This window comes from Micromonospora haikouensis (assembly GCF_000876225.1).
Lineage (GTDB): Bacteria > Actinomycetota > Actinomycetes > Mycobacteriales > Micromonosporaceae > Micromonospora > Micromonospora haikouensis.
Genome location: NZ_JXSX01000001.1, coordinates 1 through 15,803, shown reverse-complemented (window position 1 = coordinate 15,803; position 15,803 = coordinate 1). Strand labels below are relative to the sequence as shown.

General features: G+C 75.4%; 11 protein-coding genes. 3 read left to right on the top strand and 8 right to left on the bottom strand.

Going from position 1 to position 15,803, the window contains the following annotated elements:
- Positions 1-20 precede the first annotated feature (20 nt).
- On the bottom strand, positions 21-1,571 hold the full coding sequence (locus TK50_RS00050; RefSeq protein WP_043960740.1) for a phage tail sheath family protein: 1,551 nt from the start codon (positions 1,569-1,571) through the stop codon (positions 21-23).
- A 536-nt stretch (positions 1,572-2,107) separates the two neighbouring features.
- Here TK50_RS00050 and TK50_RS32575 point away from each other — a divergent pair.
- Positions 2,108-3,172 (top strand): eCIS core domain-containing protein, encoded by a 1,065-nt coding sequence (locus TK50_RS32575; protein ID WP_199485944.1) that lies wholly within the window; start codon positions 2,108-2,110, stop codon positions 3,170-3,172.
- Positions 3,173-3,247: 75 nt separating this feature from the next.
- Here the strand turns inward: TK50_RS32575 and TK50_RS00040 are convergent, their stop codons facing one another.
- The 4 genes from TK50_RS00040 to TK50_RS00025 form a co-directional block, all read right to left on the bottom strand.
- Positions 3,248-5,413 (bottom strand): ATP-binding protein, encoded by a 2,166-nt coding sequence (locus TK50_RS00040; protein WP_082106095.1) that lies wholly within the window; start codon positions 5,411-5,413, stop codon positions 3,248-3,250.
- Entirely contained in the window at positions 5,410-6,132 is a 723-nt protein-coding gene (locus TK50_RS00035; RefSeq protein ID WP_063838533.1) for a Pvc16 family protein, read from the bottom strand. The genes TK50_RS00040 and TK50_RS00035 overlap by 4 nt, the downstream gene beginning before the upstream one ends.
- Before the next feature lie 13 nt (positions 6,133-6,145).
- Positions 6,146-9,196 (bottom strand): DUF11 domain-containing protein, encoded by a 3,051-nt coding sequence (locus tag TK50_RS00030; protein ID WP_063838532.1) that lies wholly within the window; start codon positions 9,194-9,196, stop codon positions 6,146-6,148.
- A gap of 204 nt (positions 9,197-9,400) precedes the next feature.
- Positions 9,401-10,021 (bottom strand): helix-turn-helix transcriptional regulator, encoded by a 621-nt coding sequence (locus TK50_RS00025; RefSeq protein WP_043960738.1) that lies wholly within the window; start codon positions 10,019-10,021, stop codon positions 9,401-9,403.
- 167 nt (positions 10,022-10,188) lie between these two features.
- Between TK50_RS00025 and TK50_RS00020 the strand changes: the two genes are divergently transcribed.
- Positions 10,189-11,496 carry a COG1470 family protein gene (locus TK50_RS00020; RefSeq protein WP_043960737.1) on the top strand — a complete coding sequence of 436 codons (1,308 nt, stop codon included), beginning with the start codon at positions 10,189-10,191 and terminating at the stop codon, positions 11,494-11,496.
- 33 nt (positions 11,497-11,529) lie between these two features.
- Here TK50_RS00020 and argS read toward each other — a convergent pair whose 3' ends face one another.
- The 3 genes from argS to TK50_RS34275 all read right to left on the bottom strand — a co-directional run bounded on the left by argS (position 11,530) and on the right by TK50_RS34275 (position 14,906).
- The gene (argS, locus tag TK50_RS00015) at positions 11,530-13,260 is read right to left on the bottom strand and encodes an arginine--tRNA ligase (protein ID WP_043963525.1); all 1,731 of its coding nucleotides are present in this window, start codon (positions 13,258-13,260) and stop codon (positions 11,530-11,532) included.
- Positions 13,261-13,577: 317 nt separating this feature from the next.
- A complete protein-coding gene (gene trpS / locus TK50_RS00010; RefSeq protein ID WP_043960736.1) occupies positions 13,578-14,636 on the bottom strand; it encodes a tryptophan--tRNA ligase in 1,059 nt (352 codons plus the stop codon).
- Positions 14,637-14,732: 96 nt separating this feature from the next.
- Positions 14,733-14,906, bottom strand: a complete 174-nt coding sequence (locus TK50_RS34275) for a hypothetical protein (RefSeq protein ID WP_176734417.1) — start codon at positions 14,904-14,906, stop codon at positions 14,733-14,735.
- A gap of 92 nt (positions 14,907-14,998) precedes the next feature.
- Here TK50_RS34275 and TK50_RS00005 point away from each other — a divergent pair, with 92 nt between their 5' ends.
- Positions 14,999-15,247 carry an SCO4848 family membrane protein gene (locus TK50_RS00005; protein WP_043960735.1) on the top strand — a complete coding sequence of 83 codons (249 nt, stop codon included), beginning with the start codon at positions 14,999-15,001 and terminating at the stop codon, positions 15,245-15,247.
- Positions 15,248-15,803: the final 556 nt, after the last annotated feature.

The following is a 15,803-nucleotide window of genomic DNA, read 5'->3' as shown; positions in this document are numbered from 1 at the left end:
TTTCGTCAGGGTTTGTTCGGTCAGTCGCTGACCAGGCTGGTGCTGTCGGAGAACTGCGCCAGCCGGAAGACGACGAACTCGGCGGGCTTGACCGGGCAGATGCCGATCTCGCACACCACCTGGCCCCGGTCGATCACCTCCGGGGGGTTGGTCTCCTGGTCGCACTTGACGTAGAAGGCCTCCGCGGCGGTCGCCCCGAACAGCGCGCCCCGCCGCCACTCCTCGGTGAGGAAGGCGGTGATGTTGCGCCGGATCGTGCCCCACAGCCGCTGGTCGTTCGGCTCGAACACCACCCACTGCGTGCCGAGGAGGATGGACTCCTCGACGTAGTTGAACAGCCGCCGGACGTTGATGTAGCGCCACGCCGGGTCGGAGGAGAGGGTGCGCGCGCCCCAGACCCGGACGCCGCGCCCGGGAAACGCCCGGATGCAGTTGACCCCGATCGGGTTGAGCAGGTCCTGCTCGCCCTTGGTGACGTTGTTCTGCAGGTCGACCACGCCCCGCACCACCTCGTTGGCGGGGGCCTTGTGCACGCCCCGCTCGGTGTCGTTGCGGGACCAGAGGCCGGCGAGGTGCCCACTAGGCGGCATGAACACGGCCCGGCCGGTGCTCGGGTCGAACACCTTCACCCAGGGGTAGTAGAGGGCCGCGTACCGGGAGTCGTAGCCGGCCTCGTCCTGCCGCCAGGCGCGCACCTGCTGGGCGGTCAACTCCGGCGGCGGGTCGAGCAGGGCCATCCGGTCGCCCATCTGCTCGCAGTGCGAGATCAGGGCGAGCTGGGCGGCCTTGACCGCCTCCAGGTCGACGACCCCCTGCTGGTACGCCCCCATCAGGTCCGGCGCGGCGACCATGGTGATCTCGTCGATGGCCTCCAGGCCGGCCAGGCCGGTGCGGGAGTCGACGTCCCCGGCGAACTCGCCGGCGGTGAGGGCGGCCGGCACGGCGTCGCCGGGGGCGGTGGCCGGGGCCAGGGTGACCGTCTGGTTGGCGGGCCGGGCCAGCGCGTTGGCCGGGCCGACCTCCTCCATGGTGATCAGCTTGGACCGCTCGCGGACCTGGCTGACCACCGAGGTCTTGCTGTTGCGCCGGAACGAGCCGTCGTACTCCTCGGCCACCTGGCCGTCCCGGTGCACGACGAGCCGGAACCGGTCCTCGCCGGCCCCCTCGCCCTCGACGTCGGCGACCTCCACGCTGATCTCGCCGCCGCCGGCGGGGAGGGCGGCCACCCGGAACGTGCCGAGCGCCGACGGTTCCCCGGCGGGCAGCGCCTTCTGCCCGCCCCGGCCGCCGGTCGTCCGGCCGGTCGACGGGTCGCCGATCCGCACCACGTAGCAGACGCCCCCGCCGTTGGCGAAGTACCCGTACACCGCGTGCGCCAGGTAGGCGCCCTCGACCATCCCGCCGAAGAGCTGGACGTACTGGCTCCAGTTGGTGACCAGGGTCGGCGCGTGGAAGGGCCCCTTCTCGGCGAATCCCAGGAAGGCGGTGACGGCGGTCCCGACGCCCTCGATGGGACGCGAACCGCTCTGCACCTCCTCCACGTACACGCCCGGGGACAGGTACGTCGGCATGCAAGCTCCTCTGCCAGGTCGGCGGACGCTGGCCAGCCTGCTCGGCCGGGGAGCCGGCGGGAAGGTCCCTACGGGCCGCGCGGGGGCAGAGTCCCGCGCCGCAGGGGCAGGGGTGCGGGTGCCCGCCGGACGTGCGCCGCCCGGCGGGCACCCGTCCCGCAGGCCGGCCCGGTCGCACCGGCCTCTGATCCTGTCCGCGCGCACCTCGACCGGACCGCGGAGCCGGGACTACCGTGTACGTCGATGCCCGCCCTCGCAACGAGGAGGTGCCGACGTGCGCGCGCAGCGGCCCGCAGCGACATCCAGCTCCCGCGAGGAGCGGCCCCGCCCCGCCCCACCCGGCGGCCGGCGCGGCGACGCACCCGCACCCGCACCCGGCGTCGGCGTCGGCGTCGCTGCGAGGCACAGCCCCGGGGAGATCCTCACGCTGCAACGAGCCGTGGGCAACCGCGCGGCGACCCGGGCCATCGAGCGCGACCGGCACGAGCACGGCGCGGGGCTGCGGCCACGACGCCCCCGCCGTCCAGCGCTCCACCGTGCACGAGGTGCTGCGTGGCGGCGGGCGGCCGCTCGACGAGGCGACCCGGGTCGACATGGAGGCCCGGCTCGGGTCGGACTTCTCCGACGTGCGGATCCACGACGACACGACCGCGCGCACCTCGGCGGCCGAGCTGGGCGCGCGGGCGTACACGTCCGGCAACCACGTGGTGCTCGGCGAGGATGGCGGCGACCGGCACACCCTGGCCCACGAGCTGACCCACGTCATCCAGCAGCGGCTCGGCCCGGTCGCGGGCACCGACAACGGCTCCGGCCTGCGGGTCAGTGACCCGGGCGACCGGTTCGAACGGGAGGCCGAGGCCAACGCCCACCGCGCCCTCGCCACCGACGTCCCGGCGCAGGCCGACCCGGCCACCGTCGAGCTGCCCGCCCTCGCCGGCCCCGGCGCGCAGACCCCGGTGCAGCGGGTGCCGAGGGCGGAGGGCACCAGGACGACCAACCGCAGCGAGCCGTACAGCGGCCGGGCCACCCGGTCGAAGTCCAAACCGGAGGCGGACCTCAACGCTCCCCGGCTGACCTTCACCTCCTCCTACACCGGCCCGGCCACCCAGCGACTGGACACGCGCCAGTCCATCGGGTTCACCCAGGTGGCCACCCTGCACCGGCCGGACAACGCGGCGCTGTCGGCGGCGACGCTCTACGACTTCCGGCAGGAGGTCACCGACCAGTTCGTCGCGTACACGGTGGACGAGGACGGCGAGGTGGGCGCCCCGCAGCGCGTCAACCGGCCCTGGGTGCAGGACGGGCCGTACCGCCCGAACTACTCCAACCCGGTCATCCAGACCACGCCGGCGGCCATCGTCTTCAACGACGATCCGGGCTTCTCCACCACCAGCGCGATCGGCGAGGGCAGCTGGCTCGCCGAGTACGAGGTGCGGTTCCGGTGGCGGGTCAGGCGGCGGGACGTGGAGAGCCAGACCTGGGTCAGCAGCCCGGAGATGGTGCACACCCTCACCTCCGACTTCGACCCGGACGACCCGCCGCAGAGCGGCGCGATCGACCACGCCGCCGCCGGCGACCACGAGTGGACCGTCTCGCTCTGACCGGGTCGCGCCGGTCGTCGCGGTGACCGTGCCGTCCCCAGCCGCGTCCAGCGCGTGCCGGCCGGGCGCGGCGGGTCAGCGACGGTGCGGCACCCGGCCGGTCGGTGTGTCTCGGGGCAGCACCAGGCGGCCCAACTTGCGGTACTCGCGCTGGGCGGCGGCCACCAGCATCGCCATCGTCACCGGGCCGCCCGCCTCGGCGGCCAGATAGCCGGCGCTGACCACGCACGCCCGGATACCGCCCCCGCTCAGCTCGAAGTCCCGCGCGCAGCGGTCCAGGTCGACGTCGTCGGCCCGGGGCAGCTCGCCGCCGAGACAGCGGTCCCACAACGCCCGCCGCTGCGCCGCGTCCGGGGTCGGGAAGTCCACGACGACGTCGAGCCGGCGCAGGAACGCCTCGTCCAGGTTGGCCCGCAGGTTCGTGGTCAGCACCGCCACGCCGTCGAACGACTCCATCCGCTGCAACAGGTACGCGCTCTCCAGGTTCGCGTACCGGTCGTGGGCGTCGCTGACCTCCGATCGCTTGCCGAAGATCGCGTCGGCCTCGTCGAACAGCAGCACCCCGTTCACCCCGGCCGCCTCGGTGAAGATCCGCTCCAGGTTCTTCTCGGTCTGGCCCACGTACTTGTCGACGACGGTGGACAGGTCCACCACGTACAGGTCGAGCCCCAGGTCGGCGGCGACCACCTCGGCGGACATCGTCTTGCCCGTGCCGGAGTCCCCGGCGAACAGGGCGGTCACCCCGTGGCCCCGCCCGCCGCCGGGGCGCAGCCGCCAGCCGCCCAGCACCTGCTCGCGGTGGCGGACCCGCAGCGCCAGCTCGGTGAGCTGCTCCCGCGCCGGGGCCGGGAGGACCAGGTCGTCCCAGCCGACGGCGGGCTCCACCCGCCGGGCCAGCTTCTCCAGCGCCGCCGCGTTCTGCGAACGCACCCCGGCCCGTACGTGCCGGGCGGCGACCCGGTCGGCACCGTCGAGCACCGCCTGCTGCGCCGCCGCGACCGCCGCCCGCCGCGTCTGGTCGGGCGACAGCACGTACGCCGACAGCTCCCGCTCCGGGTCGACATCGTCCGCCAGCCGCGTCGACCGGCCGGCCAGGGTGTCCCGCCACAGCCGGGCCCGCTCTGCTGCCCCGACCGGGTGGGCGGTCACCAGCAGCGGGGACTCCTCCGCCCAGTGCGGATCCCAGCGCAGCCGCCCGGTGAGCAGCACCGGCACCGGGAGGCCGGCGAGCCGGCGCAGCAGCCGGGCGGGGGCCGCGCCCGCCGCCGGGTCGAGGGCGTCGACCGGGCCGAAGACCAGCCCGGCCCGCCGCAGCCGGGCCTCCCGCACCGCGCAGGCCAGGGCCTCCTCCGGCGCGGGGTCGACGCCCAACACGTCCAGGTCGAGGGCGAGGACGCCCCGACCGGCCGCAGCGAGGGCGGCGGCGGCCACCTCGTCGGCCGCCCCGCCGGGCTCCTCGCGCAGGTAGGCCAACCGGTCACCGGCGCGGATCGCCGCCGCCAACCCGGCGGCCACCGGCCCCGCCGACGCCCCCGGCCGACCCGACCGACGGAGCAGGCCGTCGAGCCGCTCGTCCACGCCGGCGTGCCCGAGCAGGTGCCCGGCCACCCGGTCCGGCACCCGCAGTGAACGGGTCAGGAAGGGCCGGTCGGGCTCCTCGACCAGGAGCAGTCCCCCGGCCACCAGCGGCCCGGTGTCGGCGAGGCGGGCGCGGGCCGGGCCGGCGGCCGGGGAGACGCCGCAGAGCGACAGGGCCAGCCCCGTCGTGGCGCGGCGGCGCGTCACGTCGTCGTTGAGGTAGCCGTACAGCTTCTCGTAGCGCCGGTCCAGGTCGGGCAGGAGCGCGATCAGCAGCACCTCCACGTCCAGCGGGCCCAGCCGGAACTCCTCGGCCACCTCCCGCAGCGGCACCCGGGCGCCCGCCGCCCGGGCCCCGTCGGCCCACCGGTCGGCCGTCTCCACCGCCTCCGCCGCGATCTCGTCGGGGACGGGCGGGGCCGGGCCGTCGGCGAGCCGCCAGGCGTCGTCGTCGGAGACGTGCAGCCCGCGTAGCGGGTCGTCCGGGGCCGGGTCCGCCGCGCGGGCCGCCGCGACGGCCCGCCGAACCCGCTGCTCCACGAGGAACAGCCGGGCCCGCAGGTACGTGGTGCCGGCCGGCTCGACCCGATCGGACCGCCGGGCACCGGAAGGTGGGCCCTCCGGCGCGGCCGCACCGGGCTCCGCCTCGACGGCAGCGCTCACCGCCGGCCGCCCCGGATGGGCCCGCCCGTGCCCTGCCGGCGCTGCCGCTCGGCTGCGGTGCCCCGCGCCCGACGTACGCCGATCGGGGTCGTGGTGTCCACCGGCTCGGGGTGGCGCAGCCGCCGCGTCTCCCCGCCCGCGACGGGCTCGGCCCGGTCGGCGGCGCGCAGCCGGAGCCCGTCGGTGACGGGCTGGGCGGCGAAGGTCGCGGACGCCGCGATCGGCGTGGTCACCACCAGGTCCAGCGACGGCTTCAGCGAACCGCCGAGGGCCGACCAGATGTCGGCGAGCCCCCGGTCCCGCGACGGCGGCACCGCGACGCTCATCGGCACGGTCAGCCCCAGCGCGGCCAGCCCGCCGACGAGCCGGGACGGCGGCAGCACGTCGTGCACGACCAGCCCGGCCAGCAGCACCGACAGCAGCCGGTGCTCGTCCTGCGGCTGCGCCGTCCACGCCGTCACCAGGTACGACAGGGCGAAGTACCGGGGCGGGCGGTGCTCGGCGACGACCGCGCCGTCGGAGTCGTACTCCTCGACCCGGCCCTCCCGACGGTGGGTCATCTCCTCGCGTACGTCGTAGAGGAACAGGTTCACCGTCGGGGCGTTGCGGCGGGCCTCCCACTCCCGGGTCGGCGCGTCGAAGGCGAGCTGCACGTCGGTGCCGGCGAGCATCTCCTCGGTCAGCAGCGCGTGCAGCGCCTCGTCGACCTCGTGGATCATCCTCGTCGTCCCCTCACCAGCCACGGAACAGCAGGCCGGGCGGCTGCTGGGCGGGCAGGATCACCCGGAAGTCGGTGCGGACGGTGCCGAACCCCGCGCCGGTGGCCAGGATCCTTCGGGGGCCGAGCTGGTCGCGCGGCACCACCAGCAGCTGCGCGGCGAAGGTGCCGTCGGCCGCCGGCACGGCCGGATTCGCGGCCGCGGTCAGGCCGACGTCCCAGGCCAGCCGCACCGGCACGCCGGGCGGGAAGTCGGTGCCCCGCACGGAGGTGACGAAGCCGGGCGGCCCGATGGCCGGCACGGCGACGATCCGGGGCTGCAGCACCCGGAACGGGGCCTGGGCGGTGTCGTCGAGACCCCCGTCGCCGGCCACCGTGCCGCGTACCGTCGTCGACGTCGCCGCGCCCGGGGCCAGCACGAACTCCAGGGACCGGCCGGCACCCGGGGCGAGGTCGGGGACCGGGCAGGAGGTCGCGGAGCACCCCGCCGGCCGGCTGCGCACCGGCACCCCCGCCGGCAGGGCGGGGGTGATCCGGATGCCGGTCGCCGGCCGGCCGCCGGTGTTGCGGACCGTGTAGGTCACCGTGACCGTCCCACCCACGTACGCCGGGACGGGGTCGACCGTGACCGTGATGTCGAGGCCCGCCGCCGGTGGGCTGGTGGGCGGCGGACCCGTCGGGGTCGGCGTCGGGGTGGCCGGGGGCGGGGTGGTCGTCGGCGGGGGGACCGGGACGACCGTCACCGGCACCGACGCCGTGTTGTCCGACGGCCGGGCGTCGGCCGTCCAACCACCGACCGTCCACTCCAGCGGGTACGTCCCGGCGGTCACCCCGGTCAGCTCCACGCGTACCCGCACCGTGTTGCCCAGCCCGATCGGCCCCAGGTCGCAACCCGGCGGGGCGAGCTGGCAGGAGCCCACCTCCGGCTCCAGCGCGGTGGCCCGGACCCCGTCGGGCACCCGCAGGTCGAGGCGGACGTTCGCCGCCGGGGTCGGCCCCCGGTCGGTCACCGTCAGCGTCAGCGTCGTCCGCTCGCCGACCCGCACCGGCGCGGGCGGCTCCGCCACGTCCGTGGCCAGGTCCACCGACCGCTGCCAGGTCGGCTTCCGGTGCCGGCCGGGGAACTCCCAGGTCAGCCCATCGAAGATGGCGGTGTCGAAGTCGTACGTCTTGACGTACTCGGGGCTGGCCGGGTCGGTGTACCGGCGCGAGTTGAGGGCGAGCCGGTGCCCGTCCGGCGACCAGGCGACGTCCCGGGGCCGGTGCGGGCCGTCCGGCGGGGCGACCAGCGGGCCGGCGCAGCCCGCCCCGGGGGTCTGCGGCGCCAGCACCCGGCAGTCGTCGCCGTCGGTGCCGGTGACGACCAGCCCGTCGGGGCCCCGCCCGAACGCGATCCGGCCGCCGTCCGGGGAGAAGCTCGGGCCGTAGTCCGCCCCGACGCACCCGGGGCAGCCGATGGCGGTCAGGTCCCGCTGCCCGCTGCCGTCGCGGGCGTCGACCGTCCACACGTGACTGTCGGCCGCCGCCCCGTCCGGCTGGCCCCGCACCAGGGCCAGCGTCGACCCGTCCGGCGACCAGGCCGGCTGGCTGTCGGAGCGGTCCGGATCGCCGCCCGACCCGACGGTGAGCAGGTGCTCCCCGGTGGTCACGTTTGCCACCACCACCCGGCTGGGCCCGCCCGGCCCGGCCAGCGCGTACGCGACGCGGGTGCCGTCCGGCGACCACACCGGGTCGGTCTCGACGTCGGCGGCACCGCGACCGGCGAGGGGAAGCAGCCGGGGATTTCCGCCGTCGGCGTCGACGATCCAGAGGCGGGACACCCGGTTGCCGCCCACGGTCTCGAACCGGTTCACCACGATCCGCCGGCCGTCCGGCGAGTAGTCGGGGCGGGCCGTCCACGGGTCGCCGTCGACGGGCCGCCACAGCAGGTCCGGATCCGTCGCCGCCCCCGGGTCCTCCCGCAGCACGGTCAGCCCCAGGTCACGGGGGTCGGTGGCGTCGGGACGGACGTCCTGCAACGTCACCGTGTACCGGTCCGGTGCGGTCGTCCGGCTGACCACCAGCGCCGGCGCGCCGGCACCCGGCGGGACGTACCAGGCGGGGTCGCCGACGAGGCGGTCCTCGGCGAGGCGGAGCACCGCCTCGCACGGGCACCAGTCGGGGCGCGGCACCCCCGTGTAGACCAGGTCGACCGCCCCCCGCGTGCCGTCGTCGGTGGTCCGGCTCAGGAACGCCAGGGTCGTCCCGTCCGGCGACCAGCTCGGCTGGTGGCTGTCCCACGACGGGGCGAGCAGCAGCCGGTCGTCGCCCCCGACGGTGTTGATCAGGTGGATCTGCCGGGCGTCCGGGTCCTGCGGCGCGGCGGTGTACGCGATCCGGTCGTGCGCCGGGTCCGGATCCCACGCGGGCTCCCCGGCCCCCTCCGGCCGGGCGGTCAGCGCGGTCACCGGCCCGCCGTCGACCGGCACCCGGTGCACCTGCGGCACGCCCGCGTCGTCGCGCCGCTCGAACGCCAGCGTCGTGCCGTCGGGTGACCAGGTGGGCCGGCGGTTGTCGTTGGTGCCGTCGGTGACCTGCCGCAGCCCGGTGCCGTCGACGCCGACCACGAAGATGTCGTGCCAGCTCCCCACGCCCTCCCGGGTCTGCTCGAAGGCGACCCGGGTGCCGTCCGGCGACACCGACGGCGCCCCGGCCACCTGCACCGGGTCGTCGACCAGGCAGGTCGGCTCCCCCGAGCCACGGCGCACCCAGAGCTGGGCCAGCTCCGACCCGCGCCGGCTGACCCAGACGACCACGTCCCCCGTGGCGGACACCTCGTCGTCGAAGTGCGCCGGGCCGCCGCCGAACAACGGCGGCGCGGTCGCCTCCGCCCCGGTGCCGGAGACCACGCCGATGCTGCGGTGCCCGGTGCCCAGGTAGGCCACCCGCAGGTCGGTGACCGGCGGCGGGTCGGCCGGCTCGGCGTACGACGCCCGGTCGGGCGGGACGCCCAGCGCCCACGCGCCCAGCAACGCGGCGACCGCCGTCGCGGCGGCGACGAGGGGAGACCTTCGGGTGGGACGCAATCGGCACCTCGACGGGAGACGGCGGGCGGGCGGCCACGTCGCGCAGGGCCCAGAGGGCCATCGTGGCCGCCCGCCGCCGCCCGGCACAGGGACCGCCGGCCAGGGACCGGGGCAGAACCGCCGCCGGTACGGGCAACACCCGCCCGCACCGGCGACCCCGGCCCCGCCCCGGCCGGCCCGCCGGTGCGGCCCGGATCCGGCCGCTCAGATCAGGTCGTGCCGCAGCGCGTACGCCACCGCGTGCGCCCGGTTGCGCAGGTGCAGCCGGGTCGTCATGCCGTGCACCACGTTCTTCACCGTCCGCTCCGAATACGACAGCTTCGCCGCGATCTCCCGCGTCTCGAACCCGTCGGCGACGAGCCGCAGCACGTCCACCTCCCGCGAGCTCAGCCCGCCCAGGCTCAGCCCGCGCGGGTCGAGCACCTCCCGCTGGAGCCGGCGCATCTGGTTCAGCAGCCGACCGAGCAGGTCGGCGGGGACGCTCCCCTCGCCCCGCGCCGCCGACAGGATCACCTCGACCAGGCGGCCGGCGGACGCCTCGCTGCGGCGTACCACCCCCACCACCCCGCACTCGACGGCGGCCGACAGCTGGGCGTCGTCGATGGTGGCCGGCACCAGCACCAGCCGGTTCTGCTCCCGGCGCAGCCGCCGCAGGGCCTGCACCACCGGCGGGGTCAGGCTGTCCACGACGACCAGGGTGACCGCCGCCTCGGCGGCGTCCGCCTGGGCCAGGACCCTGACCTCGGGACGACCCGTGAGCTGCCCCGTCACGCCCGTCCACGAGATCGGATCCGTCGCGTGCACGTAGACCGGTATCCGCTGCATCCTCGCCTCCTCTCCCCGTGCCGACGGCCGGCGGGCCGACGGCACGGCGAGTATGGGCGCGGTGTCTTTGCGTGTACTTAACGTCGCCCGGCGGGCAGCGACCTCTGCCCGCCGTCGTACCCCGATGGCCCCTGACAGGCCGCAGAAGCGCTCCTACGCTCCAGCAGATGCGCGCATCGGCGAATCTGGCCAGCACCTCCGTGAGCGTCGCCCCCGGCGGCGAGGTCGAGGTCCCGGTCACCGTGCGGAACGCCGGCGACACGGTCGAGGCGTACCGGTTCGAGATCCTCGGCGTGCCGGGCGAGTGGGTGACCGTGCAGCCGCCCACGCTCAACCTCTACCCGGCGGGCTCGGACACCGTCACGGTCACCTTCCGCCCGCCCCGCTCCGCCCGGGTGGACGCCGGCGACCGGCCCTTCGGCGTCCGCGTGGTCCCCGCCGAATACCCCGACTCCGCCGTGGTGGAGGAGGGCATCCTCACCGTCGAGCCGTTCTCCGAGCTGGCCGCGCAGGTGCAGCCGCCGTCGCGCAGCGGGTTGCGCGGGGCCCGCTACCGCATCGACACCGACAACCTCGGCAACGTCACCGAGCAGGTCGGCCTCGCCGCCGCCGAGGGCACCGACCAGGTGACGTTCGCGCTGCCCGCCGAGCCGGTCACCGTGCCCAACGGCACCCGCGCCGAGACCCCCCTCCGGGTACGCGCCCGCCGGCTGCTCTGGTGGGGCGCGCCGAAGGAGTACCCGTTCGCCGTCGAGCTGCGCACCTCGGACGGCCGGGCCCGTGGCCTCGACGCCGTCTTCGTCCAGCGCCCGATCATCTCGGCCGGGCTGCTGAAGCTGCTGGCGGCCCTGCTTGCGCTGCTCCTGGCGCTGCTGGCCCTCTGGTTCGGGCTGCTGCGCCCGCAGGTGGAGACCGCCGCCCGGGAGGCGGTGGAGGCGGAGCAGGCCCGGCAGGTCGCGCGGGGCGAGCCGGTGCCCAGCGCCGCGCCGAACCCGGCCCCGACGACCACCCCGCCCGGTGCCGGCACCCCGGGCGGCGGGACCCCCGGCGACGGCAGCACCGACGGCAGCGGGGTGGGCGGCCCCGCCGGTGCCGGTGGCCTCGGCGGGGAGCAGTTCTCCGTCGCCATCACCTTCCGCACCAGCCCCAACGGCTCGGCGGAGCGCAGCTACACCGTCCCGGCGGGCAAGACGTTCCTGCTCACCGACTTCCTGGTCGACAACGTGCAGGGGGACGAGGGCACGCTGACGGTCACCGCGAACCAGGTGCGGGTCGTCACCTACGCCCTGGAGAACTTCCGCAACCAGGACTACCACTCGGTCACCCCGATCCGCGTTCCCGCCCGGGGCCGGGTGACCCTCACGGTGGTCTGCCGCCGCCCCGGCACCCCGGCCAACGCCCCCCGCGCCACCACCTGCCGCGAGTCGCTCTACCTCAACGGCATCCTCCGGGACAACCCGGACCCGGAGGACTGACCGCGTGCGCCTGTCCGCCGCTCACCGCGGGCCTCACATCCGTTCCGGGGTGCGGATGCCCAGCAGGTCCAGGCCCTGCCGCAGCACCCGCGCGGTCAGCCCGCACAGCACCAGCCGGCCCTCCCGGACGGCCCCCTCCGCGCGCAGCACCGGGCACCGCTCGTAGAACGCGCTGAACGCCGCGGCCACCCGGTGCAGGTGGCCGGCGAGCTGGTGAAACTCCAACGTCCGTTCCACCTCGACCACCACCGGGGCGAAGCCGAGCAGCGCGAACACCAGTGCGCGCTCCGCCGGGTCCGCCAGCGGCACCCGTGCGGCTTCCACCGCCGCCGGCAGCCCGTCCGCCCCCGCCCGCCGGAAGAGCGACCGGATCCGCGCGTACGCGTACTGCAGGTAGGGGGCGGTGTTGCCGTCCAGGGACAGCATCCGGTCCCAGTCGAAGACGTAGTCCCGGTGCCGGTCGGTCGCGAGGTCCGCGTACTTCACCGCGCCGATGCCGACCGCCCGGCCCACCTCGGCCACTTCCGCGGCATCCAGCCCGGGATTCTTGCGCCGGGCCAACTCGGTGGCCCGCGCCACCGCCTCGTCCAGCAGGTCGGCCAGCTTGACCGGGGCGCCTGCCCGGCTGCGGAGCATCCGCCCGTCGGCGCCGAGGACCGAGCCGAAGCCCACATGTTCGGCGCGGGCCGCCCCGGGCAGCCAGCCGGCCGCAGCGGCTACCGCGAAGACCATCTCGAAGTGCCGCCGTTGCGGCAGGCCCACCACGTACAGCAGCCGGGTGGCTCCCAGCTCGCCGGTCCGGTACCGCAGCGCGGCCAGGTCCGTGGCCGGATAGCCGTACCCGCCGTCCCGCTTGCGGACGATCAGCGGCAGCGGCTCCCCGTCCCGGCCCACCGAGCCGGGCGGGAAGACGCAGGCGGCGCCGTCGCTGTCCCGGAGCAGCCCGAGCCGGTCCAGCTCCTCGACCACCGGGCCGAGCATCGGCTGGTAGCGGCTCTCCCCCTGGAAGTCCCGTTCGGTGAGCGTCACGTCCAACGCCCGGTACACCCCCAGGAAGTAACCCTCCGACCGGCCGACCAGCAGCCGCCACAGCCGTACCGTCCGCTCGTCGCCGGCCTGCAGGGCGACCACCCGCAGCCGGGACCGGGCCCGGAACCCCTCGTCCGCGTCGAACTTCGCTCGCGCGGCCCGGTAGAACGAGTCCAGGTCGCCCACCGACAGCTCGGCCGCCCCGTCGGCCTCCCCGAGGTCCAGCAGGTGCTCGATCAGCATCCCGAACGGCGTCCCCCAGTCGCCCAGGTGGTTGGCCCGGATCACCCGGTGGCCCCGCCACCGCAGCAGCCGGGCCGTCGCGTCCCCGATGATCGTGGACCGCAGGTGGCCGACGTGCATCTCCTTCGCCACGTTCGGTGCCGAGTAGTCGATCAGCACCGTCTCCGGTCCGGCGACGCGCGGCACGCCGAGCCGGGGATCGCCGACGAGCCCGGCGACCGCCGCGCCGAGGGCCTGGTCGGCGACGGTCAGGTTGATGAAGCCCGGCCCCGACACCTCCGCCGCCGCGCACAGGTCGCCCAGGACCGCCCGGCCCAGCACCTCTGCGGCGATCGCGCGGGGCGGGCGGCCGAGCCGCCGGGCCAGCGCCAGGGCCGCGTCCGACTGGTAGTCGGCGTGCGCCGAGCGCCGCACGGCCGGGTCGACCGGGGCGCCGGCCACCGCCGTGAACGCGGGCGCCAGCCGGTCGGCCAGCAACTGCTCCAGATCCATGGGTACGCCGATCTCGCTCGGGCCCGCCGTCGGACGGACCACCGGAAGGGACTCCGACGGAGCGAGAGCCTGATCGGGTACGCGACCGGCGGCTCGATCCGCCGGTCGCAGGAGAACGTGGGTCAGCTCAGCGTCGACGGGGGCTCGTCCGAGCCCGGCGTCGCTCGCGGCGCACCGATCCGACCGGGGCGTCCTGGGACGCGTCGGCGGTGGCGTGGCTGCCGCGGCTGATCACGTGGCGGAGCATAGCCGGCCGGCCCGGTGGACGCTGCCGCGTTTCCCGCTCCGGCCAGCCCGCTCCCGGCGTACCCGACAGGTCAGGTCCGGGTGCCCGCGGCCCGGCGGGCGCGCTCGGCCCGCCGCCGCACCTGCTGGTACGCCCCCGTCAGCCCCATCGCCCGACGGACCTCGACCAGGGTGCGCCGCACCTCGGCCCGGGTCCGCTCCGTGCCGTCGACGATGAGCTGGTCGACCAGGCCGGCGTCGGCCTCGATCCGGGCCCGCCGTTCCCGGATCGGGTCGAGGAACCGGTTCAGCGCCACCGCGAGCTGCTCCTTGACCTCGACGTCGCCGACCCGGCCGGCCCGGTACCGCTCCTTCAGGTCCGCCACCTGCGCCCGGTCGGGGTTGAACACGTCGTGGTACGCGAACACCGGGTTCCCCTCCACCGTGCCCGGGACGTCCGCGCGCACCCGGTTCGGGTCGGTGTACATCCCCATGACAGCCCGGCGGACGGTGGCCGCGTCGGCGGAGAGCGAGATCGTGTTGCCCAGGCTCTTGCTCATCTTCCGCCGGCCGTCCGTGCCGACCAGCGACGGCGTCTCGGCGGCGATCGTCTCCGGCACGGGGAAGACCTCCCCGTAGAGGTGGTTGAACCGGCGGGCGATCTCCCGGGTCACCTCGACGTGCGCCGCGTTGTCCTTCCCGACGGGCACCACCTGCCCCTTCACGCAGAGGATGTCGGCGGCCTGGAGGACGGGATAGCCGAGCAGTCCGTACGGCATCTCCTCCTTGCCGGCGGCCCGGGCCATGTCCTTGAGCGACGGCACCCGTTCCAGCCGGGGCACGGTCACCAGGTTCTGCAGCAGGGTGTTCAGGTCGCCGACCTCGGGGATGGCCGACTGGAGGTAGAACGTGGCCCGCGCGGGGTCGACGCCGGCGGCGAGGATGTCCGTGACCATCTCCCGGGCGTTGCGGGACACCGCGGCGATGTCCTCGCGGGTGTTGCGGGTGGTCAGCATGTGCAGGTCGGCGATGATGAAGAAGCTCTCGTAACGCTGGTGCAGCCGCACCCGGTTGGCGATGCTGCCGACGTAGTGGCCGAGGTGCAGCCGCCCGGTCGGGCGGTCACCGGTGAGCATCCGTGCGACGGACATGGGGATGTGCCTTTCGTGCCGTGGAAGCGGTGGGAGGCGCGCGGGCGCGCACCGACCTCGGGCGAATGCCCGTCGGAGGTCGGGTGGATCGGCTCGTCAGATCAGGGAGCCGGTGCGCCATCGCCCGCCGGCGCGGAACCGCAGTCCGCCGGCACGCAGGACGTCCAGGATGCGCTCGCGGCCGTCGCCGGAGCTGCCGGGCGGCACCGGCGCGGCACCCACCGGGAGGCCGTCGACGGCCTCCGGCGCGAGGGTGCAGGGCCGGACCACGCTTCCACGATAGACCGCCGGGCCGCCGTCCGTGCGCCCCTCACAGACCAAACGGGGTACGCGTCGCGGGCCCGCTGGCATACTCGCGGACCATGGTGTTGTCGCGCGGCTGGGCGCTCTTCCTCGTCGGGGTCGGCGTGTGGACGTGGGTGATCTGGCCCCGGTTCGCCGTCGCCATCTGGAACGACCCCCGCGCGTGGGCCGGCGGCGTCGTGGGCGAGGGGACGCCCACCGGGTTCCTCTGGATCCACGCCCTGTTGATCGCGGCGTCGCTGGCGATCGGCACCACGGTCGGTGTCCTCGGCGTACGGGGCTGGCGGGGCGCCCGAAGCCGGGGCTGACCCGCTGAGCTGCGGGTATCTTCGGTCACGAATGGTGTGACGCGGGCCTCTACCCCCCCGATTTGACGTTGAAACCCCGGGACGCGTAACTTTCTCTCTGCCAGCGCGGAACGGACGAAACAGGGCGAAAGTCCTGGGAGGCCGGAGCGCCGGACAGCACAGCTCGACCCTCCGGGGGCGAGCCGGGCGGGGCCACCGGATCTGCCGCAGGGCGGATTTGGAGCGGCGAAACCGACCGGGTAAGGTTGACGATCGGCGGGGAACCGGGCGAGATCGTGGGAGACCACGACGGCCGGCCTGCCAAATCCGATGATCACGAGCAGTGGTTCGCCGCTGCGCGCGCTCACCGGTGCCGGATCCGTACGAAGCACGACAGACCGGGACACACGGTTTGACACGGCGGAAACGGTGAGGTAACGTAGTAAAAGTGCCCAGCGCGAAAGCGGGGGGCGCGGAACGAACGAGATGCCCCGGATGGGGCCCCCGGGTTTGGGGGTTTCGGATGGTGTGTGGTTGTTCTTTGAGAACTCAACAGGGTGCTTGATAAGCCAGTGCC